Below are 25,997 nucleotides of genomic sequence, written 5' to 3' on the forward strand. Positions count from 1 at the left end.
CATATAGTTAAACGTGAAAACGGTATGCCAAGATGGAGGTGTCTGGAACATTGAGCTACCAAAAGTACGGTATTCGCCCGCAGTTGGTCGAACGTATTAAAGGCAAGCTGAAAAATCCGCTCATGAAGGATCGCGTGCGCTTGCTGCTCGCTAACGTAACTAAATTCGACCTGCAGGATCGCGTCAAAGTCAGAAAGCTGGTGAAATCGACCGCCAGTATCCTGCAGGAGCCGCTTACGGATACGCAGGAGGAGCAGATCGTCGCTTTCGTTCTCGCCCAGAAGATCGACCCAAACAATACGTTTCACTTGCTCAAGCTTTGGGGCATGTTTCGCTGACCGTCTGCGGTCAGCTTTTTTTTGTGGGTTGCTTTTAGGAGGTGATCATGCTTCTTATGCAACTCTATTTATCTATTATTTTTCCCATATTTCCCGTTTTTTGAACTGACTAGTTCTAACTGCGGCGAACGATTATAGGACAGACGCCAATTGCATTGCAATAGTAATCAGTAACTCACATTTGGGGTGATTTAGAGGTTTGGATGATTATCGTTTGCTAGTCTGGATAATCACTAGATTGGCTCTTTAGAGTTTTGCGGTGACAGCCGTTGAGTTGGATCAGCATTCGCCCATATAATGGAATCATGTACAGAAAATGAAAGAGAAAGGGGCGATCAGATGGTTAACAGATTGTGGAACGTGTGCAGGAAATGGACAGCGCTGACACTTGCGGCTGCTATGCTACTCGCAGCTGTGCCGTTGCCGGCGGCTGCCAGTGATATGAAAGAATGGGAGGAAGCAGTCTCCCTTGGAACGTTGTCGGAACCGGAGATTTCCAGCGCAAGCGAAGAGGTTGAGTTAAAGAGCTGGGCGCAAAAGGATTTCTCGTTGCAGATTGGCAATGTCATTGTAAATGTTACTGGTGCACTGTCAGCCGAATCCGCCTCATCCCTTACAATTCCAACGGGCTTAGTGCATTACGCTAAAAGTGAAAGCGCTTCAATAAGTCTGGATCTGAGCGGCAACGAGCTAGACGACTCAGACCTGACCAATCTGAGTACAGCTGTCGTATCCAAGCTTGCCATCGTGCCGGGCACGAACGAGCTTGTTGCCACGTTTGCAGATCAGACCACTTATCCGGCTGAATACCGTGTCCATGTGAAGGATCAGAGCGTGTTTGAGACACCGTCTAGCTCCAGCGACTACTCCTTCGATCTGGTCGCTGGCGACCATGCCGGAGCACTGGGCAGCCCGCCTGATGTGAAAGTGCAGCCGGCCATGCCCGCTGAAATCGACCCGGACAATACGTTGACGGTTGCTCCTCAAGGACAGCGGCTTATTGTCGGGCATGCGAACGGCAATGCGAATATCGGCTCCCTGAGCGGCATCAGCTATTACGTCTTCGACGCGAGAGAGGATGCAGCCACGATTGAAGCGGATATTCAGATTAAGTCAGTCGGCAATTCAAGCAATAAGGGCGTATTCTTCGGCATGTTCGACAGCGGGAATAGCATCTCGCGAATTGCAACTATTGGGGTGAGGGGAAACAAAACCCTCCGCAATGTGTACAGCAAGAGCGGAAGCCCTAATACACCAAGCGCGGGAAGCATGGACCTTGCTTATCAAATTGGCGATACGATTCGCATGGTCAATCAGAAGCGGGCTGGCGGCTGGTATTCGGAGGCAACTCTTAACAAGCAAACATACAGCGCTTTAATTGAATATAGGAATATTGCGCTGGATGGCGGAGCAGCGGCAAATCTGAAATACGGCTTCGCTTTCTCCAATGTCGAGGTGGTTATTCGAAATCTTGTGTTCAAGGATGAGCAAGGGAATGTGCTGTATGACCAGAACGATGCTTATGCCGCCATCGGTGAAGCACCGACGGCAACGGGGATTGCACAGCCCGTGCTGTCTGAGGACAGAACGCAAATCTCCTTATCCTGGAACGGCGATACGCCAAGTGCTGATGATGATGCAGCCTACGTCGTCGAAATGTCAACCGACGGCGGAGCAACCTATAAGATCATAGCCGATCAGTTGAAGGACAAATTCTACATGGCAACCGTGGAGGCAAGCGGCTTCTATCAGTTCAAAGTGTACGGCATAGCAGGCGCTATCCGTACGGAGCCGGTCATATCCGCCACGGTTGCGGTAGTCGAGCCACTGTCGGCCCCCGTCGCCACAATCGAGAGCGGCGACGGAAAGCTGACGCTTCATTGGAACAGCGTGAATGAGGCCGCCACATACGCCATTTACCGCAGATCTTCCGATCAGAGCGAATATGCTCTGCTGGCCAAGGAATTAATGGCAACAACCTATACAGATACAGATGTCATTAATGAAACGCCATATTATTACTACGTTGTGGCGAATTCGGCGATCAATTCCAGCAACGGCTCGGTACCGGTATTGTCCGTGCCTTCTGCGGGGCATACGGGAGAATACGTATATGAAGACGCAGCGGCTGAACTATTCATCACGAAAAAATCGTATGACACGGTGTTTGCGGACAAAGCAACGCTTGAGGGTGTCGTCGACCGCAGCGGCACGCTGAGACTGCTTGTCAACAGTGTCGAGCAGGAACAGGTCAAGCTGAACCCGAAGGAAGCGTTCGCCTTCCGAGCCCTGCTGAAGCAGGGACGCAATGATGTTACCCTCCTCTTCACGGATCAGAGCGGGAATACGACCAGATCGTCCTTCAACTTTGTATATTTAACTCATTACGATGCGATTGTCGATGCTGCCTATCAGGGTCTGCAAGGAGGGCTGTCGGAGGAGCAGCCCGGTGTTAAGCTGTACAGCACTGTGCAAGCAGCCGTTGATGCCGTACCTGCCGATAATTCGGAACGCGCCGTTATTCTAATCAAGGAAGGCAGCTACGACGAGCACCTTAGAATTTCTGCGCCTAACATCAGCCTGATTGGCGAGGATCGGGATCAAGTCAATATCAACTTCTACGATCCGGTTCTGTCGCCGGAAGGTGGCAGCACCGCAGATAGGAATGCGGTATATATTCTGGAAAGCGCTGCGAACTTCTCCGCAGAGAATCTGACCTTTGAGAATACGTACCGCTACTTGGGTGATGGCTCCAAATCCAACGAATCAGCCGATGCGCTGCGGGTAGATGCGGATCAGAGCACCTTTGTCCATGTGAAGCTGATCGGTTATCAGGATACGCTGTATGCCAGCAAAAATCGTCAATATTATTACAAGAGCTACATTATTGGCAATGTGGACTTTATTTACGGAGACGCACAGGCGTTGTTTAATGATTCGGATATCGTCTTCCGATATCATCCCATGAGGAACAGCGGCTACGTAACCGCTCCGAGAACGGCTGCCGACAAGCCATACGGTTATATTTTCAATAATAGCCGAATTATTGCCGAGGAAGGAGCCTTCGGCACGAAATATTTACTCGCGCGGCCTTGGGGACCGGATGGTGCCGCAACATTCATCAATATGTATATGAGCGGGATTGTGAACAAGCAAGCGCCGTATACAGATATGAGCGGCAACCTGGCGGTAAAGGCGCGCTTCAATGAATACTACACCTATGGAGACGGTTTCGCGATTCATAGCGGACGGCCACAAATTTCAAAGGTCAAGGCGGAGAAGATGCTCACGTCCTCCTTCCTTGGGTGGGACCCTTATGAGACGGTTATTGCTAGATCACAAGGCGACTATGTTGGGAATAGGATAACCGTCGCCGAGGAGAAGTTCGTCGAGTCCACCTATGTGTTTGACAAAGCTAACCCCGACTCCTCTGATGATACCGGACTTGGCCGCTATGCTCTGGAGGGCTACGCAGCGTCTAGGCAGGTAACGGGCGGCGGGCTGCTGCTAGAGACATCGGAGAACTACCATAAGGTTTCAACACCTGAGCAATTTCTAAGCGCGCTCGCCGGGGCAAAGGACACTGGAAAGGCAGCAGTCATTGAACTGCTCGGCGATATTGCGCTTGGTTCCGAGGAAATCGGGGATGCGATTACAAAATACGGCAGACTCATTCAGCCGGCCCAGCATCAGCCGCTGCTGCATCCGACGCTGAAAAAGTCAGGTATTTCTACGCTCCGGCTTGAGGGCTTGAGCGGTCTTACGATTTTCTCCCAGAACGGAGCAAAGCTGACTCACGTAAAAATAGAAATCAACGGCTCAAGCAATATCATCATTCGGAATTTAGTGTTCGACGAGTTGTGGGAGTGGGACGAGCAGACGGGCGGCGACTATGACCGCAATGATTGGGATTATATTACTGTCCAGGAAGGCAGTACAGGCATCTGGATCGATCATAGCACCTTCTATAAAGCGTATGACGGCATCGTTGACATAAAAAAAGCCACAGACACAGATACAACCGATGTTACGATTTCGTGGAGTCGGTTTCTACCGGAAAGCGAAGGCTCGTTCTTCAACGATATGATGGTGCTGCTGGAGGCGAGTCCAGAGCAATATCCTTATTACAACAAGCTGCTGACCGAGTTCGGCATGACCAAGGCGCAAGCACGCTCCTTTGCGGCGGCGCAGAAGAAAACTCACCTCATCGGCGCTTCGGATACGGAAGCCAATCAAAAGAATTTAAGAATTACGCTGGCCAACAACTATTACCTTAACTCTATGGACCGGATTCCACGGCTCCGTGCAGGCTCCGGCCATGTATACAACACAATTATGGATGCGTCCGCGCTGCTGGCGCTTCGCCAGTCGCTTGCGAACGAACAGGCGCAACCGAAGGTCGTCAGCAACGGCGCAATTTCGACCGTAGGCGCGTCTCTGCTGATTGAGAATTCCGATATTCGCGGTATTGTCAAAGCGCTGCTAAGCGGCAATGGGTCGAGTCCAGCCGGTTATATAGGCGCTGTCGACACGTTATACACTCTAAATGGGATTCCAGCAAGCTTGACGGTAACTGACGAGTCCCAGGCCAGACTTACGCTGGATGCGACCGCATTTAAGAGCAAGCTTCCTTATCGTTATCAGCTGTATGAAGCAGAGCAACTGAACAGACTGGTGCTTCCGTATGCAGGAGCTGGCAAGCTGAAGCTGCTGCCGGTGCAGTGGGCGAAAACCTCCTACAACGATTCCTCTGATCCGACCCAGCCGACTACGCCGTCGTCAGGCGGAGGCCAACACGGAAATGATCAAGGAAACGGCAGCAGCCATACATCCATCGCTCAGGTCAAGGCCGCTTTCGAGAAGCTGAGCGGCGCAGAGCAGCAGAAGCTGGCGACCTCTATAGAGGAATTTCTGCCGTATACCTGGTCCTCCGAGCAAGGGTTAACGATCAAGCTGCTTGCCTCGTTGACGAATCATGCGTTTACGAACGAGGAGCTGGCCGTCATTGCCGCGAATCCGGTAGAAGCGCTGAAGGCGCTGGGTATCCATATTGAAGGCCGCTATCGCGTGCTCAAGCTCCCGTCCACAACGAGCGCCAGCTTCAAAGACGCAGATGATCGACATTGGGCGTTAGCCTCTATCCGTGAGGCCGCTAGGCTTGGCTTAGTAAGCGGCATGCCAAATGGCACGATTGCTCCGAACCAGCCGCTCCGAACAGCGGATGCTTTCACCTTCTTGGACCGCGTGCTTATGAGAAGCGGTCTGGTCGCTAGCTCGCTGCCAAGAAGTACGGTCGAGCGGTACGTAACGGACAAATCGCATTGGTCCTTCTACGCCACGGCCTCGATCGGCGCAAAGCTCAGCGAGCAGACGCTGAGGGCTGCCAGCAGTCTGGGAGAGGAGCCGATCACCAGAGAGCTGCTTGCGCAGGTGCTCTACGAAACGACCGGAGGCAGTCTTGACCCTGTCAGAGATGCGCAGACATTTGCCGACATTGCTAGCTCGCCATACCGGGAAGGCATTGAATATTCTGTGAGGGCGGGACTGCTTTACGGCGTCTCAGCGTCGACAATGGAGCCTGACCGAGCGCTGACAAGAGCTGAGATGATTGCGATTATAGTCAGACTAAGCGAGCGGCTGTCTTAACCCCCAAGAAGGCATCTGCCCTTCAAACTAATTTAAAAGGTACAACCACTCGAGAAGCAGGAGTAGGTTGTACCTTTTTCTTTCCCTCTATTAAGAGGTTTTTTTTGTGCAAAACCAAAATATACATAATCATCTGATAAAAATAATACAACGCTTACCAGCGGGCCTGGAAGCGGATGGAACAAAGAAGTTTTTATTGGAATAAACGAGCATTCTCAAAAGGAGTCATGAAAAGCCCGTTGCTCCTTTATGCGGGGAAGGGGCCGGCTACAAGATGGAATCATCGGTGGAGTCGTTGGCGGATACTGCTGTTCTTTTCCGGCAAGACTATCTTTTTAGCATAATTGCAGCTTTTGGAATAGGAAGTTAGCGATAAAGGATGGAGGAGAGCTCATGGGAGGCGCGAGCGGAAAGCTTGGGAGCGGTTTTAGAGCGTGGCTTCTGCGCTGCATCCAACTGCCGGCAGATGCTTGGCAGTATGCGGTTGGCAAGTGGCATAGCTTTGGCGAGTCGCAAAAAATGGCTGCAGAAGCGCACCCGCTTGTTATGCAGCCTTCAATCGTCTCTAAGCTTGCAGCCTCATGGACGCAGCTTGAGCTGGAGCAGAAGCAGGAAACTGGTAGCTCCAATGCTAATACTAATGGCAATTTTAACGCTGCCGAGAGCATGGCTGCGGCTGCGGTTGCGGGCTCAGCCGATCATGTGCTGCTTGCCACGATCCGAGCAGACGCTGTTCATCTGAACCGCAACAATGTGACGAGAACGGGAGCTTATTTGGCGATTTATGAACGTTGGCCGGAGCTGCACTGGGCGCTGCTTGCCCATTTGGTTTCACGCAATGGAGGCTGGAATATGACCGATTTACAAGGGGAGTGGCTGCCTTACTTACTGGGCCGATCCGCCCGCGAGGCTGTATTCCGCTTTTTGGAGCGCGCGAATGCGTTGATCTTTCAGGATGCTTATCCGCAGCTGCTGCTGTATGAGGCAAGCTGCAAAGCGGGGCGTCCTTTGTTTCATTTGCTGCCGCAGTTGGGTGTGTCCCGCTTTATGGTCCCGGTTTGGCAAATGTTTTGGGAGAGCGGCGATTCCGCCGTTTTGACGGTTGCCCTTATTGTAAATGAGCAAAATTACATTGAAAACCGAATTGTGCAGCATCCTTTTTTCCGCAAGGAGGTGCTGGATACGGTTTTTTTCGGCTTGCAGTCATTATTGCAGCTTAATGCGGTTCTGTTTTGCTATCGGTCCGCGGGTGAGGAAATGAAGCTTGCGGGGCTTGTTTTGGAAAGCTTCGACAATCTGAAGGAACGAATCGAGTTTGGCAAACGGCTGTATGCGCTGCTTTTCGCTGTGCCGGAGGTGCATGACGGCGCCTTTGCTTTCGCGCAGGCCATCCGTCACACGGGGTCACGAGCGGATTATGCCTCTCATTTGTTTGCAGCGATCAGGCGTGATCCGCCACAGAGGCCTTATAAGGAGCGGCTATCGGGGAGACGGCTAGCATCTGGTGCTGCTCCATTATTCAGCCCGGAGCTAAGCAGCGTCTGGCCAGATCGGGAGTTTGAGGCGCCTGAGCCTGGCGATTGGTTCCGGCAGGCAGCACAGGTGCTTCCCTATTTTCAAAAGCTGCCGCTGCCGCATTCTTTTGAAATGACCAATGAATACAGCCTGCTGCTGAACAAAATTGAACTGGCTGTGCTGGCTTCTCAGCAGTGGAAGCCCTAGCGGAGCTTGGGGAAATATTGGACATATTCTGCGCGACATTTTATTGTCGAACCCGGTGTTTGCGGGCGGGCATAGGCTGCTGCTTCGGTGGTCCTTTCGGCTTGAACGATTGCATAGGCGCGGTGCTGCTATCAAATCGAGCTGGCATCAATTAATTTGCCTTTCCAGCGCCTGTCATAGCTGATACAAGACCGTCCACATAGCGTCCGATTCGAATGCTTATCTCGGCACGCATGTAGTCCCGGGTGATGGTGAAATGATCTTCATATTCCCGGCAAATATAGCGGTAACGGGCCTCTTGATGGTTTTTCTCCTCTTCAAAAACGCGGATATTGTTCTCCGTCAATGCTCTCTTTAATTGGGTTAGGTCGTCATGAACATTTCTAGCCAGCAATTGGGCTGCTTTAGAATAGAGCAGTCTTAGCGTTTCTGAGGATTGCTCTGCCTCGCGGGCTTTTTTGACGATGATTGCATGCATGATCGGCAGCAGTACATAATCTTTCATCATATGGATTTCCTCCGCTGTTGGACGGACGGGCTGGGGCGCTTGCTTTTGGAATCTGTTCTGAAAAGCCTCCTTATGCTGTGGAAGCATCATTCGGCTCGATTCCCAGAGCCCGTTCTTTTCAAGTTTTTTGCTCATTTGTAGTGCCCCCCGATTTTTATGGACCTATCCGCTGCTTGCCCTGCGGCAGTAAGGGATGAAGCTCTTACAATTGCGGTGCTTCCGTATCGATTTTTGATGCTGTCTGTCACTTTCTCCAGCGTTCTAAGCTTGATCTGATCATCAAAGAGGGTAAGCTGATAGCTTTGATCGTCCATGAGCTGGCTGATGGTCACACCGACCCGGCGTACAGGCATGCCATCCCAAAATTTATAAAAGAGCTGCTTCACCGCTTCAAAAACCGTTTGGGTATGGTTTGTGGGATCGAGAAGCTTCATTTGGCGCGAAAATCCGGTGGGAGCTTCGTAGGGGCTGCACATGCAGTTGACCGTGACAACATGGCCCATATATTTTTTGCGGCGGCAATCGCGGCAAACCTCCTCGGTCAGCTCAAGCAGAACGGTATCTACCTCCGAGGGCTCCATATAATCTCGGGGCAAAGTCATCATATGGCCAACCGATTTTGGCGGAGTGTTGAAGGTTTCAGGTGTAACCGGGCTGTCATCGATGCCGTTGGCCGTTCGCCACAGCACCTCGGCATGAATATCGGATTGCTTGCCAAAGCGAAAGCGAAACTGGTCCTTAAGACGCGGAAGCGGCGTTCTGGCAATATCGCCTATTGTATGCATACCAAGACGAGTGAAATGGGTGGTCATGCGTGAGCCGACTCCAAACATTTTATGGACCGGCTGCGGCCACAGCAAAGCTTCGACTTCTGTTTTAGGAAGGGTAAAGATGCCATCCTTATTCTTTTTTGCCCAGATGTCCGTGGCCATTTTAGCAAGCATTTTATTGGAGCTTATGCCCACCCTTATCCATACGCCTGTCTGCAGGAGAACCTTCTGTTGAAGGGCTTTGGCTATCGTAACAGGGTCTCCGAAAAGAGGGAGGCTTGCCGTAATGTCCAGAAACTGCTCATCAATGCTGAAAATTTCAACCAGATTCGTAAACTCCTCATAAATGCCCGTAATCATCATAGAGGCATCGATATAATGCTGCATGCGGGGGCGCAGGACGACAAGCTCCGGACATTTATTTAAAGCGATTCCGAGCCGTTCGGCCGTCGTTATGCCGTATTGCTTAGCAATGGGGCAAGCCGCTAAAATAATACCTGAGCGGCGCTCAACAGAGCCAGCCACAACAACGGGTTTATTTTTACACTCCGGATGGCTGGCTTTCTCAATACTTGCGTAAAAACTTTGACAATCCGCGAGCAATATAACCCTTTCAGTTGCTTCCTTCATTCCAATCGCCTCCGCATATTCATCAGCATGGTCATTAGCTCAGCCTTCACTAAACTTCTCAGCATGGTGAAATGGTGGATATAACCGCGAACTTTATATTCAACATGGACCCCCCGCGCATTCATCTCGGTGTTTAACGCTTTAATATTTCGTTCTTTCATTTGTTTCTTAATGCTTTGCAGTTCAAGATAGATGCGTTGCTCCATTTCATTGAGATAAAAAAGGATATGATTGTAAATAATTTTGTTCCGATACATTTTTAATTCGTTGATGTCTCTAGCTAACATTTCGAGAAGGATTGGCAGCAGGGTATGCTTTTTAATGATTAGCAAATCCTCTTCCGTTTCGATGATTGAATGGACACTCATAGCTACACCACCATGACGCGAACGTTTATTCGTATTCTGTATTATATACCGAATGTATGTTCTCTATGCAAGGTTTCGCAGGCAGGTAATTTCGACCAGCTTGGAAAAAGAATCGAGGTGTTAAAGCTCTGGTTCCTGTGAAAGGAGAATGATACAAAAAAACGTAGGACAAGCTTATGGCTGGGATAGTTGCGTTGAATATATTTTCCCTGTACCATACGCATTTTTGGATCTATATCGAGCAATTGACGTTGTCACCGCGTTAACATGATGAAACAATCGCAAATGAGAGAAATAGCCAGATGACGAATGGAATTCTAGAGGGCATCAACGGAATTGTTCAAGCTTGTTGACAATTGGTAGATTTGTAATTTATATTAAATACAGTAAGCACTAGGTGCTGTAAATCTACTAGTGTAAACTCTCTTGAAACAAAACTTTAACGCAATATTGTTCGTTCCCGTCGAGGAAGAAAATGGAGAGGTGATGGGGTACTTAGTCCCAGTTTTGTACACGCCCTGTCCATTTACGAGTGACATTCATTGTAGTTATGTAGAGCATTTTCAGCAGCGCTTCATCGCTTGGGAAAATGCTTTTTTCTTTAGTGGCTTTGCGATGTTGACGATGGTAGCCCTCGAGCATTTCCGTCGTTGTACTCTTCGCGTCATGCTTTTCATGTTATGCACCGTGTCATATTCCGCCTCCAGCATAAATTGCAGCGTCTCTGCAAACAACTCTTTCAGTGCGAATGCACATTGTCCATCGTTTTGAGATTGTTCTCCTTCACAATCACTTTCACTTGCTCATTACTGAATATCACCATGTATGCCATCCTCTCTAACCAGTCTTTCTAAAGATTATCGAACGGAGGAAACATGATGTCTAGATCAATTGAATTTATCTTGAGAGATGAAATTTTTGCTGAGCTTGAAATCGAGTATCCAGATGACCACGATACCAATTTGTTGGATCAAGGGATCGATTCGGTTGGCTTCATCAAGCTTATTGTTTCAATGGAATCGAAGTTTAACATCGCGATCCCTGATGAGGATCTATTGTTTGAAAAGTTCTCCACGGCTGGATTAATCCTTAATTATTTGACCGAGAAAACGATAGCATAAATTGCAACGGAGCTAGATAGATCATATAGAGGAGAAGATTATGACTATCATTGAGCGTTTATTTATGGAAGCTTGTGATCGCAAAGAACACATTATCCTTCAAGATATAAAGCAGCACTGGACTTACGCGGAGGTGATGACAGAAGCATACTTGATTGCTTTATATATAAAGAAGAACTTTGATCTTGAGTCCGGAAGTCATCTTGCATTATACACAAATAATGAGCCCTTGTTCATTATTGCGGCGCTTGGCATTCAGTTCTGCGGTTATGTATTAGTACCGGTTCCTTACTCGGCATCCAAAACTGAAATTGAAAATATTTTAAATGCCAGTGACGCCAAACTGGTTATCAGCAAATATGTACAGCCTGCGCATTTAAATTGCGACATTCCTTGGGTTACCGCTCAGGATTTATCGCAAGAACCGATGCCTTCGTTTGAATCGATCTCGTTAACGAATCAGTCCGATCCCAATCAATGTGCGATTCTCCTTCCTACATCGGGCACAACCGGAAAATCTAAAATCGTTATGCTATCCCATTGGAATGTATTAACGAATGCGTTGGCACATGGTGGAAAGGTGGGTTATACGGATCAAGATTCGTTTCTTGTAACGATGCCCGTTCATTTCAGTTCTACGATTGTCACGCAATTGATTTCTTGCATGCTTTATGGAACCCGAATTAAACTTATCAGCCTGCCCTTGCTGCCGCGCACAGCGTTTAAACTGTTTCAGAATAAGGCGGTCACGGCATTCTCAGCGGTGCCTACGCAATTGATGCACTTTGTTTCCGATTTTCATCAGACAACAAACTGGAGTGCCTTTGATTCAATTGAATTTATTGTTATTAGCGGTGCGGCGATTCCCGCGAAATTAGTAGACAATCTTCAGACTGTATTTCCCAAAGCGGACATTATTCAAACCTATGGATTGACAGAAGCTTCTCCGCGGGTGAGCATGATGGAACGGGGAGACCGCTGCTTATCCTGTGGATCACCCATCAGTGACGTTTCTATTCGACTTGTTGACGAAGAAGAGAATGAGGTTGAAGGAGCAGCTATCGGAGAAATTTGGGTCAAGGGCCCAAATGTGATGCTCGGTTATTACAAAAACCCAGAGTTAACGAACGATACAATTGTTGATGGTTGGTTAAAGACAGGAGATTTGGGATATTGGAATGAATCACGGTGTCTCATAATCACAGGCAGAAAGAAGAATATCATTATATCCGGCGGTATCAATATCTATCCGGAAGAAATCGAAGAGTTTTTATATGGCTTGAAAGAAGTTGAGGAAGTCATAGTTGTTGGTGTGCACGATGATCTATTAGGCGAAGTACCCATCGCATTTCTGAAAGTTTTTGAAGAATGTCTGGTTGATATGGATGCGCTTACAAAAATTTGCAACTTGCATTTGTCGTCGTATAAAGTGCCTAGACAATGGAGGATTATAGATGAAATTCCAAAAACAAAAACAGGAAAACTGGACAGGGCAAGTACGAAGCGCTTATTGCTAAATGAGATATACTGAACAAACAAGGAGCTGGACCCATGATGTTGGAGAGCACGCCTCTTCGACATCCTTAAGCAACTTAATAAGATAACTAGGGGTGAACGAAAAAAAATGAAGAATACAACTCCAACATTAGGCAGGGGAATATTGCCAATAAGTTATCCGATGATTACAACATATACGCAACATGCTCATCTCTTGTCCATACTTACCCATTATGAGTGCGCACACCCATGGATATTTAGTAATTATATTCAATTATATATTAACAAAGATTATAAACATAATTGGGGAGATTTTTATTTCCCTCTGACTTATGAGCTGCGACCTTCAGATGCATGCAAATGGATTACTACTCAAAAGATACATAGAGATACTGTAACAACTAAATGGGACTCTGTTATTCATTTTATTATAGAAAACATTAATTCCAATAATTATGTCCACACAATGGTGAATTATTTCTACGTGCCATTAAGCGAACGATATAATAGACTCCATTTGCATCATGACATATTTGTCTATGGTTATGATTTAAATAGAGAGATATTATATGTTTCCGATTTTTTTAAGAACGGAGTTTATAGTCAAGCTGAAATATCATTTACAGATTTCAATCGTGCTTTCAACACTAATCATTTAACAACAAATCAAGATTATCTAAGAGAAATGGTTTATCTGTATAAATTCAATGATCAATATCAGGATAATTTCAGTGCAGATACCCTAGTAAATTCTATAAGAAACTATTTCACTAACAAAACGCCGGAATATTGGGAGATGTTCAACTATGGGGGCGACAGGGATAATCTTGACTTCGGCATGCGAATATACACAACTCTATTAAATTATGTGAAAGAGACATCGGAAAAAAAGTCTAAACTTGATCAAAGACCCTTTCATTTACTTTATGACCATAAGAAGATAATGACGTTAAGACTCAAGTATTTGTACGATAATCGGCATCTAAGTAAATTAAATCAAGAGCATATAGACGAATTCATATCAATTGAAGTTAAGGCGAAGATACTTGTGAATGTAGCGCTTAAATATAATTTGACAAGGAATGTGAGTATTTTAGAAAGCTTACATACACTGATAACGAATATAGAAAATGAAGAATCAATATTCCTTGAACGATGGCTGAAGCGGATAGGCATTCAGTAACGTCGAGGGAGTAGATGATGTCAGCCGGGGATATCTCATATTGCATCGGGTAGAAGGCCAAACCGAAGCCGGTGGAGATCTAGGTATATATATGGAGGGAGTGATGCTGGGAGTATAAGCTTTGCTATACAGCTTATTGAATAAGCTCCAAACAGTCGCTCTTGTGTTGGTTTTATCCGTTTGCTGACAGCCTTTTTTTTCTTCTTGTTTTCCAACGATCCGCATTGCTTCAATCGCTTTATTCCCAGCAACTCCACAGCGAATCCACTCACTTCAAGAATCTCTCTTGGCATCTTGGCATTTGACCCGACATGTTTTGATTAATGCATAGACGCGTACCTGTCTAGTTTGGGAGCAACGCACAGTTCCTGCTTGTTTAATACCTGACAGATTGTCAAGCCAAGTGCGACACTTCAACCTGAAAAGCTTCGTGTGCGGTTTTCCATCCTAGACACTTTCGAGGACGGTTATTAATAAGGAACAAAGCGCACGCTAATTCCTCTTCTGTAACGTCTGCGAAATCATAGCCCTTAGGAAAGAACTCTCTTAGCAGTCCGTTCGCATTTTCATTCGTGCCTCGCTGCCAAGAGGAATAAGGATCGGCAAAATACACCTTCATGCCATGCAAAGCAGTTAGGCGTTCGTGGCAGGCAAACTCTTTACCACGATCAACGGTAGCCGTTACGAAGGCAGTTGCCGGGATCGATAGGACAGCCTGTTTATAAGCCATCTCCATGGAAGAGGCTGTACGATCCTGCATTTTAATCGCGTGGTAGAACCTTGTTTTACGCTCAGCGAATGTAGCTACGCAGGCTTTGCTTTTTCCACAACTAGAAACAAGCGTATCCAGTTCCCAGTGCCCAAAGGTCTCACGCTTACGTATCTCTTTGTAGCGCTGGTGAATGGACAACCCGATTGTAAAACGTCCGCGCTTCTCCAGCGGTTGACGACGTTTCCCTTTCTGCCTTAGAAAAGCTGTATTTCCTTTAACGAGCTTTCCTTGGTATAGCCATCGGTAGATCGTTTTATGGCATACATGAAGATGGAGATCGTCCCGCTTCATCCTGCCTTCAATCTGTTCAGGAGACCAGGTCTCCGCGAGCCTCATCGTGATGTACCGCTGCCTTTCAGCATTCCATTTACCCAAGGGTTTACAACTTGCTCGCTTGGCCATGTACGATGCTTGTGCTCGATTCGCACAGTAAGATTCTCTTGTTTCTTGACGTTTGAGCTCACGGGATAGGCTGGAATGATGACGCCCGAGCTTACGTGCAATGGCTCTAGCGGACCATCCCAATTGATGCAGTACTTCTAGCTGGCTTCGCTCTCTTGTGGTAAGATGTTGGTAGCTCATGGCTGATTCTCCTGTGTAGGGGTAGTGTGGTAACTTCATTCTACACACGAATCGGTCATGGGTCATTTTTATGTGTCGCACTTCATATTACAATCCGTCACCTATAATTTATAAGGTAATATATATGAATTTATTGGGTACTGAATGCAAGTCTTTTATGATAATCTATGTATAAGAATATAAAAATTGGTTATTAAGGAGTTTTTGATCTTTAATTATCCAATCATCTAGATGGAACACCGATTGAATTAATAGTGGTTTCACAAACCTTAAGCAATGGGGGGGAACATAATATTCATTGTATTAACAGGAGTCGCAGGCTTCATCGGTTCCAACCTTGCCGAGAGGCTGCTGCGGGAAGGGCATACCGTTATCGGTGTCGATAATTTTCTGACCGGGTTCACTGTCAACATGGACAATCTCTTACGGTCGCCAAATTTCAAGTTTATCGAGCATGACGTCATTTATCCGCTCGCAATCGAAGGCCCTGTCGATTGGGTGATGCATTTCGCAAGTCCTGCCAGCCCGCCCAAATATTTGTCCTATCCGATCGAAACGATGAGGGTCAACAGCGAAGGAACGATGCATCTGCTGCATCTGGCCAAAGAAAAGCAGGCTGCGTTCTTCTTGGCTTCAACAAGCGAGATCTACGGTAACCCAACCGTTCACCCTCAGCAGGAGAGCTACTATGGCAACGTGAATTCGGTTGGAGCAAGAAGCTGCTACAACGAAGCGAAGCGGTATGCAGAGGCGATCACCTACTGGATGAACAGGAAATACGGCATACCGGTAAGGGTCATTCGGATCTTCAATACATTCGGCCCGAAGATGGATTTAAATGACGGACGCGTCATTACCAATTTCATTAATGAAATCATGTCAAAGCAAAACCTTACGATTTATGGCGACGGCAGACAGACGAGAAGCTTTCAGTATATCGACGATTTGCTGGAAGGGATTGTGAGACTGCTGAGCACCAATTATGAACAGCCAGTCAATTTGGGGAATCCGGAGGAAGTCACCATACTTGAGGTCGCCCAAATATTGAAGGAGCTAATGAAGTCCAACGCGCAGATCGAGTTTCTTCCGCTGCCGGAAGACGATCCGAGGAGAAGGAAGCCGGATATTACCATTTCAAGGACGATTATGGACTGGGAACCGGCGATCAGTTTGCATGATGCACTCACTAGAACGATTCATTATTATCAGGGTCAATATACCCATTAAACGGGAGGTACCTATGCAAGAACAAATCATAGCGATGATAAGCGAAATCAAGGACGACGCCCAACTGGCAAACAGCTTGAACGAGCATTCCAACATCATGGAAGACGGGGGATTGGACTCTTTACAGCTAATTACTTTCGTATTAAAGGTGGAAGAGCGTTTCGGTATTGAAATCGATTTTGAACAATTCGACTTCAATCTTATGGAGTCGGTCACGACCTTCTGCAATTATATCTCGGAGCTGCAGAAGACAGCACCTGTATGAACGATAGACGCAAGTTCGAGCTCATTATCGGGACGTTTGACGCGGAACGCTTCTGGCGCGACCCTAATCTAGCCAAACTGCCGTCGTTTCACGATCCTGAAATGGAGAATGTCGTGATGGCCATGGATGAGCTGCTCTTCCCATTTTGCGAGGCGCAGGATAGGCTCATTACTCGCTATCGAATGAACGTTTGCCATAAAGAGTATTTGCATGAGATCGGATTTAAATTTCTTTCCAATTCAACCGATCTCGAGAGTCCTGATGGAGGAAGCGCAGGCAGAACCGCCAATATATTCGACCTGCTCACATCAGCCGATCGAATGGGTGACATGGATCTACACTGGCTGGACGGTGCCCGGTTGTCGCCCTTTGCCGTCATTCCGGGGGCGGATCGTACTGCGGCGCGTTACGGGCTGGAACAGGATTTTCCAGCTATCGAAACGGTTCAGACTGTCAATTCGAAGCTGTATTCAACCGAATTGAACCGTCGCCTTGATCTTCGGTGTGACAGCCAGACGGTCTATTCTCACGAAGAGCTGCTGGCAAGCGGCTTGACTTTGCTGAATCAAGGACCCTTCCTGATCAAAGATGAGTTTGGGGTATCCGGGAAGGGGAATTTGCTGATCGAGTCGGAAGCGATTTTGCAGCGAGTCACATCCTATCTCGCCGATCAGTGCAGCAAGGGAAGAACGGTTCGGTTTATTATTGAGCCGTTCCTCCGCAAGGAATTGGATTTTTCTTGCCAATTCCATATCGATCCGGACGGTACTTACCAACATATCTCAGTGCAGCAATTGGTCAATCACAATTTCGCTTACCAAGGCTCCTATACAGCCGACGATAGGCTGCTTCATATGCTGCAGGAAGCGGAGTATTTTGATGTAATGAAACTGGCGGCTCGCGAGCTTTACCGGTCGGGCTATCACGGCGACGTATGCGTCGATTCTATGCTGTTGACAGACGGCCGCATCGTTCCGATCGTTGAGGTGAATGCAAGAAGATCGATGAGTCTGATCAAGCATTACGTTGACCGATACCTGGAGAAGCACGATACGGCCGGGAGCATGACGCATGCGACCTTACAGTTTGCATGCGATGTACCATTCGATCAATTGCTGGAATCGCTGGACCGCGAGGGTGTTCTATATAAGCCTGATCGAGGGTTCGGCATTTTACCGTTAAGCGCGAATACGCTCTTTATTAACAAAGTCATCAGCGAGTGCAAGGGGATCCGGAATAAGCAGGTGAAAGGCAGATTGTATTATTCGTTGATCGAGGGGGAATGGGATAACGAACGATTGACCGCTAAGGTTAAGGAGGTGCTGTCGTCGTTATCCTTCAAGATCGTTGGCTGATGCAGTCCGAAGCGCTTGAAGCCATGAATGGAGGAAGAAATTTTATGGGTAAGCGGAAAGTAACGATTCTATGCTCGGGTTTCGGTTTGGGTTTCTATATTCCCGGCCTGTTAGCTGCAAGCGATTTCGAGAAAAGGGATATCGCGACGGAAGTGCTCGTGTTCGAAAGCTATTTGGAGCAAGACAAGATGGATCATATTGCAGACAGCAGGAAGGCTTACCACAATAATTTCGCACTTGCCAATTTATCAGCCCGAATGCCGATGGATATCCGCAGCAGCATTGATTATGCCCAGGTCGAGCTATTGCTGGAGGCGTGGAAAGCGGAAGGGCGGTACGAATTCATATCGCTATCCGGACACTGGGTCTATATTCTGGATTTGTATAGGGAGAAGATGCTGCCGAATCAAATTCATGTAGACCTGCTCTACGTCGATTCAGATCTGGCCCCGTCTTGGAAGAGCCTGAAGAAGTTTCATCCTCGCTATGACGAGTATTATTTCAATGCTTGTCTCTATGACACCGACAAGATGGAGATTCGATGCGAAATCCCGGTTCTTCATGGTACGCCACTGCCCTTCGAATCGAGAAAGCGGCGGCTTGTTGTTCATGGCGGCGGCTGGGGGATGGGCACTTATCAAAGTAAAGTTCCAGAGCTTGTCGGCCATAACTATGGGCTTGATATCGTAGCTTACGATTGGAAGGAAGCGAAGCCCGATCCCGATCACCGATATTGGATGAACGATCCGGAATGGTGTGCATGGGTGAAGAGTGCGAACGGCCTGCACGAGTTTCCGCCATACATCGAAATAACGGGAGAAGATACGAATTCATACGCCGCTAAGGTTGATCATCATTGGTTATTCGACGTCGCTTCGGAGGCGATGGCTATCGTGGCCAAGCCGGGAGCGGGCACATTGATCGACTCACTTGCATCCGAAACCCCTCTTATTCTGCTGGAGCCGTTCGGAAGTCACGAGCTTAGCAATTTGGAATTGTGGGAGTCGCTTGGGTTCGGAATACGCTACGAGAAGTGGCGGGAGATGGATTTTTCCGTAGAGGTCCTTAAGGAGATGCATCAAGCGATCATGAACAGACCCGGAGAACGGACGAATTATGTGGATCATTATTGTGCGAGAGTCGCGTTAACGAAGGGGTAAGATTTCAATGGCAGAAGGGGTTATGCGATGAGCGTAAACAAATTGAGTGTCGCCCAAGATACGACAAGCTATCCGAGATGGATCGTCTTGCAGCTGTTGGAGGAGTGCAATTTACGATGCAAGATGTGCTATGAGTGGGGACTCGAAGGGCCCTATAAAAGCAAAAAAACGTTAGCGCAGTTGGATCCGGATCTGATCAAAAAGATCATCGTCGAGTGCAGCCCGGGCAAGCCGTATTACGATTTCTTCGGCGGCGAGCCGCTGATGTACCCTTGGCTGAGCGACATTCTCGCCATGATCAATCATTATGGAGGGATAGCGGACTTCCCCACTAACGGCACATTGCTCGAGCAGCATGCCGAGATGCTCGTCGAGACTGCTCCCAATAAGATCTGGATGTCGCTCGACGGCCCTGAGGAAATCAACGACAGGCAGAGGGGCAAAGGCGTATTCAAGAAAGTAATCAAGGGGATCGAGAAGCTCTATGAGCTTCGGGAAAGCAAAGGCAAGCAATTTCCGAAGATGGGTGTATCCTTTATCATTACGCCCTTGAACTATATGTACGTCGAGGAATTTTTCTTTAAGCATATCGACTTGTCGATGTTGGACCATATCAGCATGGAAGTGCAGCTCTATGCAACGGAAGAGCAGTATGCCCAATATGTGGAGGTTCTTAGTGAAAAATTCGATGTGCATGAAGCTCCTTATGCCAAGGGGATGGTGTGGCGGGACACCAGTTCGTTCAGCCAGATCGATATTCCGGAATTGACGAGACAGCTCAATAATGTTAAAGAGTATTGCTTGAAAAACCGCATCCATGTGATCACCTATCCGAAGACGATAGATGAACAAAATTTGAGCAACTATTTCTCGGGGCAATTCCATCAGATGGCTGATAAACGAAATCGGTGCTCCCTTCCATGGGTTTATGCGGAGATTACGGCAAGGGGCGACGTTTCGCCCTGCCATGCCTTCTATGATTTGACCTTCGGCAACGTGAACGAAGAGAGTTTGCTGGATATCTGGAGTAGTGACAAGTACAAAGATTATCGCGCGTATATGAAAAAAAATATGCTTCCGATTTGTACGGCTTGTTCAAGGTATTATATCTATTGATTCATGTGAATGACCTAATATGTTTAAGAAGGGTGTGTTGATATGAATCCGAAATCAGAGATTAAACATTCCCCAAAGGATTTGCAAATATTGAAACGTACTATCAAGAATACGGTGGAAACAAAGCGGAACATGGAGAAAATAGCGGGTTACGCGACACCGTTGCCAGAGTCGGTCGGGATTAAACTGACGAACCAATGCAACTTGCGCTGCAAGCATTGCTATCAATGGAACGACACCGGCTACCATCACTTCATGACACCGGAGCAGCAGCGGGAACAGCTCGACTACGGGCTGCTGGAGAAACTGATCCTCGAGACGGAGCCAGCCAAGTCGAGACTCTATATCTGGGGCGGCGAGCCGCTCGTATACAGCCATTTCGACCGTTTGGCCGATTTGCTTGAAGCCTATCCTCGCGAGACGACGATCTGCACGAACGCGATGCTGATTGAGCGAAAGCTGGACGCCTTGCTGAGAATCTCCGACAACTTGGAGTTGCTCATTGCGCTTGATGGATTCGAAGAAGAGAATGATGCGCTTCGCGGCAAAGGGGTATTCAACAAGGCGATAGATGCTATCCGGATGCTAGTCGAGCTGCGCAAGGAAAACCGATTCAGGGGCAAAATTTCGATCCATACCGTCGTTAACGATGCTATGACCGACAAGCTTTACGATCTGCTGGACTTTCTGGAGGGCGTCGGCGTAGATCTGGTCATGGTCTGCTTCCCGTGGTACATCTCGGACGAATGCTCGCAGGGAATGGACGATTACTTTGACCAGAAGTTCGACTTCCTTCCGGCGAGCGAGCACAAGGGCGAACGAAGCTGGCACGCCTTTAACTACAAGCTCGATCCGGAGCGTATCCCTGCTTTGATGAGCGAGTTGGACCGGGTTAACAATCGGGTCTGGAAAATGCGTTTGCGCTACCAGCCGAATCTGGATCATGATCAGATCGAAGATTTCGTGCTCGGCAAAGAGGTGAGGGGTAAAGGCACAATGAACAAGAAGTGCCTGGCTCTCTCGAACCGGATGGATATTACGCCCGATGGAACGATTGTCGCGTGCAAATTTTTCAAGGAGTTCGAGATCGGCAAATTAAATGAAGCGTCCGTACAGGAATTATGGCATAGCATGACCTACAGAAGGATAAGGGAAATGATGGACGAACGACTGACACCGGCATGTTCCAAGTGCAGTGTCTTGCATTTGCACGGTGTTTAACTATTCTACATTAGCATAAATGAGGTGCACCAGTGAGCATTATCCAAGTGGAACGCTTATCCAAAAGCTTCAATTACTACGAAAAAGAATTGGGGTTTAAAAAATCGCTGAAAAATTTAGTGAAGCGGAAATCACTGATCAAAGAAGCGGTTAGTGAAATATCACTTGTAATCGAGCAAGGCGAGATGGTCGGATTCTTAGGTCCGAACGGTTCCGGCAAAACGACTACGCTTAAGATGCTGTCCGGCATCTTGTATCCGACAAGCGGGAAGGCGAATGTATTAGGCTATGTCCCTTGGGAACGAAAGAAAGAATTCAAGATGCAGTTCTCGATCGTGATGGGGCAGAAATCACAGTTGTGGTGGGATTTACCGGCAAACGAATCGTTGTACCTGAACAAATGCATCTATGAGGTCGAGGATAAGCCCTACAACCTTGTCCTGGATGAGCTTACGGAGATGCTTGACGTAAAAGACCTGCTCAACATTCAGGTGCGGAGGCTTTCGCTGGGGGAACGGATGAAGATGGAGCTAATTGCGTCGCTCATTCACCGGCCCAAGGTGATTTTCCTGGATGAGCCTACAATCGGACTCGATCTGATTTCGCAGAAGCGCATTCGGGAGTTCCTGAAAAATTATAACCAGCAGACGAAAGCAACGGTCATTCTGACAAGCCACTACATGGCGGATATTGAGGATCTATGCAAACGAACGGTCATCATCAATCAAGGGAAGATCGTATACGACGGCGATCTTCGGCGTGTGAACGAGCTGTTTCATGCAAAAAAAATCATCAAGCTGCAATTTACGGACGAAGTGCCGAGGCAAGCGCTAAGCGACTATGGCACTATCATGCAACATGACGGCATGAATGCCGTCATGGAGATCGATAAGCATGACCTCCAGCGGCTTTCCAAGATGATGCTGGACCGGTTCCCGATCCTCGATTTCACAATTGAAGATATACCTGTCGAGCGAGGCATCGAAAGCTTGTATCAGAAAGATGGGATCAGACATGAAAGCCTTGCAGAAGTATAAAAGGACGTACATCCTTGCGCTTCAGAATGCGATGGAGTATCGGACCGATTTCCTGATGAGTATCATCAGCGGCGGCTTCATCATTCTCGTCCAATGCTTCCTCTGGACGGCCGTGTTTCGCAGTTCGCCGCAGGAGATCATTAACGGCTATTCTTATTCGCAGATAATCATTTATTCCGTGTTGTCCGGCGTCGTCTCCAAGCTGGTTTCTGCCGGCTTCGAAGGGGAAATCGCGAATGATATCAAGACGGGTGGCCTGAGTAAATTTATAGCTCAGCCCATTCATTATTTCAGCTATCGGATATGCAATTTTTTCGGTGGGAAAACGGTTCAGACCGGGGTCGTCCTTGTCTTATTCGTCATACTGATGATTGTTTTTACTCAGATTTGGGAGTTTCAGCTTAGAGGGGTGCAGATCGTTATGTTCTTGGTCAGCATTCTGTTCGGACTGCTCATCAACTTCCTGCTTTTTTATTCGATTAGTGCTCTTGCGTTCATCATTACTGAGGTTTGGGGCGTTTATATCGCGTTCAACCAAGGCGTCTATCTGCTCAGTGGCGCCATCTTTCCGCTTAATATTTTCGGAGATACGTTTGCTAGAATCTCCAGCTATTTACCGTTTCAATATGTCGTATTCTTCCCGGTTAACATCATCAATGGGAGCTTGACGATTCATGAAATCGTGCGTGGGCTCCTCTTACAGGCGGTCTGGGTAATTGTGCTTATGATAATCTCCAAGTTGTCGTGGGATTCCGGGATGAGGAAATATGTAGCCGTTGGAGGTTAGTTCTGTGAGTATCAGCTTGACGGAGATTCGGAAGCATATACGTATGTTCTTTATTTTCGCAAAGAATAGCTTGGTCGGTTACATGGAATACAAAGCGAATTTTTACTCCGGTTTGATCATGGAGACCGTATTTCTGTTTTCCAAGCTGATCTATATCTTGTTCGTTTTCCAGCTCGGGATCGAAATCAATGGAATTTCTCCTGACCAGATGTTGATCTTCACTGGGACCTATACGATTATGATCGCAATCTATACAGGACTGTTTATGGATAACTTTTATAGATTCGCCGGCCATATCCGCAACGGGACGCTGGACTTGTATATGACGAAGCCGCTATCGCTGCAGTTCATGATTTCATTCCGGCACGTTAACTTCGCGTTTCCGATCCCGAACCTGATCGCAGGGATCACGATGATCGTACTGGCCTGGCGGCGTCTTGACATCGAGCCAAGCTTGATTCACTTGGCCGGATATATCGGCGTGATCTTGAGTAGCACGATCGTGACCTATTCGGTGCTTCTACTTCCGCAAATTCTTGCCTTCTGGACGGTGAAGTCCGGTTCGATCTTCGAAATACTCGACAAATGTTGGGACTTAAACAATATGCCGATGTACATATACCCCAAATGGCTGCGGAGAATAGGGCTGTATGTCGTGCCGATCTTGTTCATCACCAACATGCCGTCGGTTTATTTGATCGATCGCTTGGACTTGTTCCTTGGGATATGGATTTTTGCAGCTCCCGTTATATCGCTTCTAGTGGTCAGGCTGTTCTGGAAGATGGCCGTCAAACGCTATGAAAGCGCCAGCGGTTAGAGAAATGCCCTATAAACAAATTGTTGAGAAGGTGAATCGAATGAGCAGGACGGAGCATGAGCGCCATCCGTTGCAGACAGAAGCCATTACAAAGAAACGGCTGCACAACGGGATTGAAATTTATCAAAACAACGAAGGCGAGACCGAGTTTCTCTACAACGAGATTTTCCACAAGGAGATGTATTTCAAGCACGGTATTACGCTCCCGGATAATGGCACGGTCATGGACGTCGGGGCTAATATCGGCATGTTCAGCCTATATGTCAGCAGCAAGAGCGACTGCAGGGTATATGCCTTTGAGCCACTGCCTCCGACGTTTAAGCTCTTGAAGATGAATACGAGCTCGCTGCCTCGCGTAACGACGGTTAACATCGGGCTTTCCAATGAGATCAAGGAAGCGGAGTTTGCCTATTTTCCTACGATGTCCACGGACTCTGTCCAGATCAAATACCGGGAGAACCACGATCAAGATCTCCGATACGGGTTAATCAACCATTACGAAGATAATTTCGCTGACCCGCGAATGCTAAACCGCTTTGTCGATCATCTTATGTCGCCGAAGCTTCTGAATGAACAAATTTATCGTTGCAAGCTAACTACGATCTCCGAAATGATCCGCTATTACGATCTGAACCAAATTGATCTGCTCAAAATCGACGTGGAGAAAAGTGAGTTCGAGGTGCTGGAAGGCATCCATCCGGAAGATTGGGGCAAAATCAAGCAAATTGTAATGGAGGTACACGGACTGGACGGAGAGCAGATCAGCAGGCTCGAGAACATCTTCCGAACCAACGGCTTCCATGCCGTGATCGATTACTACGAAGATTTGAATATCCCAAATTACTACAATGTGTACGCGTTGAATCAAATGCATACGTCGGCTGGGTGATAGTCATGTTACAGCATCTGCATGCAAGGTTGGTATGCTCCAGCTGCAAGGGCGAGCTGGCCCAGTCGGATGCATTGCTGCAATGCCGCAACTGCGATGCGGCATATACGATCGATAATCGTTATGTATCGATGCTCGACCGGTGTGAGCAGTTTGTCCACCCTTCCGATTGGAATCGTAAAGAGGGCGAAATTCGAGATTATAGCGAGATTTCGAACTCCCTTGCGCTTTCCGGTATAGGCCGATTCGCAACCTTTTTAAACTATGGTTACGTCTCGTACGGGAATGAGCAACATGCGGTGATCGAGCCCGACGATGTATGGAATAAAAATTCAGTCAAGCTGCTGCTCGAGGCAGTGGGCAGGACGGCGATTCGGGAGCAGCAGGTTATCGACATCGGATGCGGCAGGGGAGGGAACATAGCAGCTTTGCATAAATATTTCAAGCCTCTGTCTATTGTCGGTCTCGACATCTGCCCGGCGAATATTGCGTATTGCAGTGCCAAATCCCGATTCGTTGAATCTTTCTATATCGTCGGCGATGCGGAGAATATACCGTTTGCAGACGAGAGTTTCGATGTTGTATTGAATATGGAATCCGCGCATGCCTATCCGAATCGATCACGCTTCTATGAAGAGGTGTACCGGATAATGAGATATGGCGGCGTATTTCTGTATACGGAGCTGATGCTGGAAGATCAGGTAGCGCAGAACGTGAGGCTGTTAGAGGAAGCAGGCCTGTCTGTAATCCGCAATCAGGATGTGACTTCGAATGTCCTTCTATCGTGTGATGAGAACGCAAAGCAACGTACTGGCACACAAGGGATTGCGAACAACGCCAACGCGAGCACGAATATTGGAGATATCAATGATTTCATCGCATTGCCCGGCTCGAAGAAATATGAAGAGATGAAGGCTGGAACGCGGCAATACCGTATGATGAATCTTGTTAAGAGGTAACATAGATTTAATACCGACAATAATTTT

21 protein-coding genes and 1 pseudogene are annotated in these 25,997 nt (G+C 47.7%); 17 read left to right on the top strand and 5 right to left on the bottom strand.

Going from position 1 to position 25,997, the window contains the following annotated elements:
* The first annotated feature begins 50 nt into the window (after positions 1 to 50).
* The 3 genes from AC50YG_RS11350 to AC50YG_RS11360 all read left to right on the top strand — a co-directional run bounded on the left by AC50YG_RS11350 (position 51) and on the right by AC50YG_RS11360 (position 7,706).
* Positions 51 to 338: a stage VI sporulation protein F gene (locus AC50YG_RS11350; RefSeq protein ID WP_338555831.1), complete on the top strand. Its 288-nt coding sequence runs from the start codon at positions 51 to 53 to the stop codon at positions 336 to 338.
* A gap of 339 nt (positions 339 to 677) precedes the next feature.
* A complete protein-coding gene (locus AC50YG_RS11355) occupies positions 678 to 5,984 on the top strand; it encodes a pectinesterase family protein (RefSeq protein WP_494826861.1) in 5,307 nt (1,768 codons plus the stop codon).
* Between the two features lie 393 nt (positions 5,985 to 6,377).
* Positions 6,378 to 7,706: a DUF2515 domain-containing protein gene (locus tag AC50YG_RS11360; RefSeq protein ID WP_494826862.1), complete on the top strand. Its 1,329-nt coding sequence runs from the start codon at positions 6,378 to 6,380 to the stop codon at positions 7,704 to 7,706.
* Positions 7,707 to 7,857: 151 nt separating this feature from the next.
* On the opposite strand, the gene AC50YG_RS11365 is transcribed toward AC50YG_RS11360, so the two are convergent.
* The 4 genes and pseudogenes from AC50YG_RS11365 to AC50YG_RS11380 form a co-directional block, all read right to left on the bottom strand.
* A complete protein-coding gene (locus tag AC50YG_RS11365; protein WP_494826863.1) occupies positions 7,858 to 8,349 on the bottom strand; it encodes a YhjD family protein in 492 nt (163 codons plus the stop codon).
* Complete coding sequence (locus AC50YG_RS11370; RefSeq protein WP_494826864.1) at positions 8,346 to 9,614, bottom strand: DNA polymerase IV; 1,269 nt, start codon at positions 9,612 to 9,614, stop codon at positions 8,346 to 8,348. Before AC50YG_RS11370 ends, AC50YG_RS11365 begins: the two co-directional genes overlap by 4 nt.
* Entirely contained in the window at positions 9,611 to 9,982 is a 372-nt protein-coding gene (locus tag AC50YG_RS11375) for a YhjD family protein (RefSeq protein ID WP_494826865.1), read from the bottom strand. The genes AC50YG_RS11370 and AC50YG_RS11375 overlap by 4 nt, the downstream gene beginning before the upstream one ends.
* A 495-nt stretch (positions 9,983 to 10,477) precedes the next feature.
* Positions 10,478 to 10,639, bottom strand: a pseudogene (locus AC50YG_RS11380) (transposase); the annotation flags it as partial.
* Between the two features lie 221 nt (positions 10,640 to 10,860).
* Here AC50YG_RS11380 and AC50YG_RS11385 point away from each other — a divergent pair.
* The 3 genes from AC50YG_RS11385 (at position 10,861) to AC50YG_RS11395 (ending at position 13,783) form a co-directional block, all read left to right on the top strand.
* Positions 10,861 to 11,103: a phosphopantetheine-binding protein gene (locus tag AC50YG_RS11385; protein WP_494826868.1), complete on the top strand. Its 243-nt coding sequence runs from the start codon at positions 10,861 to 10,863 to the stop codon at positions 11,101 to 11,103.
* A gap of 40 nt (positions 11,104 to 11,143) precedes the next feature.
* Positions 11,144 to 12,634: a class I adenylate-forming enzyme family protein gene (locus AC50YG_RS11390; RefSeq protein WP_494826870.1), complete on the top strand. Its 1,491-nt coding sequence runs from the start codon at positions 11,144 to 11,146 to the stop codon at positions 12,632 to 12,634.
* Between the two features lie 93 nt (positions 12,635 to 12,727).
* A complete protein-coding gene (locus AC50YG_RS11395) occupies positions 12,728 to 13,783 on the top strand; it encodes a hypothetical protein (protein WP_494826872.1) in 1,056 nt (351 codons plus the stop codon).
* 394 nt (positions 13,784 to 14,177) lie between these two features.
* On the opposite strand, the gene AC50YG_RS11400 is transcribed toward AC50YG_RS11395, so the two are convergent.
* Entirely contained in the window at positions 14,178 to 15,137 is a 960-nt protein-coding gene (locus tag AC50YG_RS11400) for an IS30 family transposase (protein WP_494826874.1), read from the bottom strand.
* Between the two features lie 276 nt (positions 15,138 to 15,413).
* On the opposite strand from AC50YG_RS11400, the gene AC50YG_RS11405 reads away from it, so the two are divergent.
* Genes AC50YG_RS11405 through AC50YG_RS11455 form a run of 11 tightly spaced genes read left to right on the top strand, consistent with a single transcriptional unit; the run spans position 15,414 to position 25,970 of the window.
* Positions 15,414 to 16,364, top strand: a complete 951-nt coding sequence (locus AC50YG_RS11405) for an NAD-dependent epimerase/dehydratase family protein (RefSeq protein ID WP_494826876.1) — start codon at positions 15,414 to 15,416, stop codon at positions 16,362 to 16,364.
* Between the two features lie 13 nt (positions 16,365 to 16,377).
* Entirely contained in the window at positions 16,378 to 16,629 is a 252-nt protein-coding gene (locus AC50YG_RS11410) for an acyl carrier protein (RefSeq protein WP_341282387.1), read from the top strand.
* Positions 16,626 to 17,984, top strand: a complete 1,359-nt coding sequence (locus AC50YG_RS11415) for an ATP-grasp domain-containing protein (protein ID WP_494826877.1) — start codon at positions 16,626 to 16,628, stop codon at positions 17,982 to 17,984. The genes AC50YG_RS11410 and AC50YG_RS11415 overlap by 4 nt, the downstream gene beginning before the upstream one ends.
* A 44-nt stretch (positions 17,985 to 18,028) precedes the next feature.
* Entirely contained in the window at positions 18,029 to 19,144 is a 1,116-nt protein-coding gene (locus AC50YG_RS11420) for a UDP-glucuronosyltransferase (RefSeq protein ID WP_494826879.1), read from the top strand.
* A gap of 27 nt (positions 19,145 to 19,171) precedes the next feature.
* Positions 19,172 to 20,260: a radical SAM protein gene (locus AC50YG_RS11425; RefSeq protein ID WP_341282390.1), complete on the top strand. Its 1,089-nt coding sequence runs from the start codon at positions 19,172 to 19,174 to the stop codon at positions 20,258 to 20,260.
* Positions 20,261 to 20,302: 42 nt separating this feature from the next.
* Positions 20,303 to 21,481 (top strand): radical SAM protein, encoded by a 1,179-nt coding sequence (locus tag AC50YG_RS11430; protein WP_494826880.1) that lies wholly within the window; start codon positions 20,303 to 20,305, stop codon positions 21,479 to 21,481.
* A gap of 32 nt (positions 21,482 to 21,513) precedes the next feature.
* Positions 21,514 to 22,518, top strand: coding sequence for an ABC transporter ATP-binding protein (locus AC50YG_RS11435; protein ID WP_494826882.1), 1,005 nt, complete (start codon positions 21,514 to 21,516; stop codon positions 22,516 to 22,518).
* Positions 22,496 to 23,305, top strand: a complete 810-nt coding sequence (locus AC50YG_RS11440) for an ABC transporter permease (protein WP_341282393.1) — start codon at positions 22,496 to 22,498, stop codon at positions 23,303 to 23,305. Before AC50YG_RS11435 ends, AC50YG_RS11440 begins: the two co-directional genes overlap by 23 nt.
* A 4-nt stretch (positions 23,306 to 23,309) precedes the next feature.
* Complete coding sequence (locus tag AC50YG_RS11445; protein WP_494826883.1) at positions 23,310 to 24,122, top strand: ABC transporter permease; 813 nt, start codon at positions 23,310 to 23,312, stop codon at positions 24,120 to 24,122.
* Between the two features lie 40 nt (positions 24,123 to 24,162).
* Entirely contained in the window at positions 24,163 to 25,011 is an 849-nt protein-coding gene (locus AC50YG_RS11450) for an FkbM family methyltransferase (RefSeq protein ID WP_494826885.1), read from the top strand.
* A 5-nt stretch (positions 25,012 to 25,016) separates the two neighbouring features.
* A complete protein-coding gene (locus AC50YG_RS11455; RefSeq protein ID WP_494826886.1) occupies positions 25,017 to 25,970 on the top strand; it encodes a methyltransferase domain-containing protein in 954 nt (317 codons plus the stop codon).
* Positions 25,971 to 25,997: the final 27 nt, after the last annotated feature.

The organism is Paenibacillus sp. J31R34 (assembly GCF_059383715.1).

Coding starts and splice junctions, on each gene's coding strand:
- AC50YG_RS11355 (WP_494826861.1), top strand. CDS start 678: ATGGTTAACAGATTGTGGAACGTGTGCAGGAAATGGACAGCGCTGACA.
- AC50YG_RS11360 (WP_494826862.1), top strand. CDS start 6,378: ATGGGAGGCGCGAGCGGAAAGCTTGGGAGCGGTTTTAGAGCGTGGCTT.
- AC50YG_RS11365 (WP_494826863.1), bottom strand. CDS start 8,349: ATGAGCAAAAAACTTGAAAAGAACGGGCTCTGGGAATCGAGCCGAATG.
- AC50YG_RS11370 (WP_494826864.1), bottom strand. CDS start 9,614: ATGAAGGAAGCAACTGAAAGGGTTATATTGCTCGCGGATTGTCAAAGT.
- AC50YG_RS11375 (WP_494826865.1), bottom strand. CDS start 9,982: ATGAGTGTCCATTCAATCATCGAAACGGAAGAGGATTTGCTAATCATT.
- AC50YG_RS11385 (WP_494826868.1), top strand. CDS start 10,861: ATGTCTAGATCAATTGAATTTATCTTGAGAGATGAAATTTTTGCTGAG.
- AC50YG_RS11390 (WP_494826870.1), top strand. CDS start 11,144: ATGACTATCATTGAGCGTTTATTTATGGAAGCTTGTGATCGCAAAGAA.
- AC50YG_RS11395 (WP_494826872.1), top strand. CDS start 12,728: ATGAAGAATACAACTCCAACATTAGGCAGGGGAATATTGCCAATAAGT.
- AC50YG_RS11400 (WP_494826874.1), bottom strand. CDS start 15,137: ATGAGCTACCAACATCTTACCACAAGAGAGCGAAGCCAGCTAGAAGTA.
- AC50YG_RS11405 (WP_494826876.1), top strand. CDS start 15,414: ATGGGGGGGAACATAATATTCATTGTATTAACAGGAGTCGCAGGCTTC.
- AC50YG_RS11410 (WP_341282387.1), top strand. CDS start 16,378: ATGCAAGAACAAATCATAGCGATGATAAGCGAAATCAAGGACGACGCC.
- AC50YG_RS11415 (WP_494826877.1), top strand. CDS start 16,626: ATGAACGATAGACGCAAGTTCGAGCTCATTATCGGGACGTTTGACGCG.
- AC50YG_RS11420 (WP_494826879.1), top strand. CDS start 18,029: ATGGGTAAGCGGAAAGTAACGATTCTATGCTCGGGTTTCGGTTTGGGT.
- AC50YG_RS11425 (WP_341282390.1), top strand. CDS start 19,172: ATGAGCGTAAACAAATTGAGTGTCGCCCAAGATACGACAAGCTATCCG.
- AC50YG_RS11430 (WP_494826880.1), top strand. CDS start 20,303: ATGAATCCGAAATCAGAGATTAAACATTCCCCAAAGGATTTGCAAATA.
- AC50YG_RS11440 (WP_341282393.1), top strand. CDS start 22,496: ATGAAAGCCTTGCAGAAGTATAAAAGGACGTACATCCTTGCGCTTCAG.
- AC50YG_RS11450 (WP_494826885.1), top strand. CDS start 24,163: ATGAGCAGGACGGAGCATGAGCGCCATCCGTTGCAGACAGAAGCCATT.
- AC50YG_RS11455 (WP_494826886.1), top strand. CDS start 25,017: ATGTTACAGCATCTGCATGCAAGGTTGGTATGCTCCAGCTGCAAGGGC.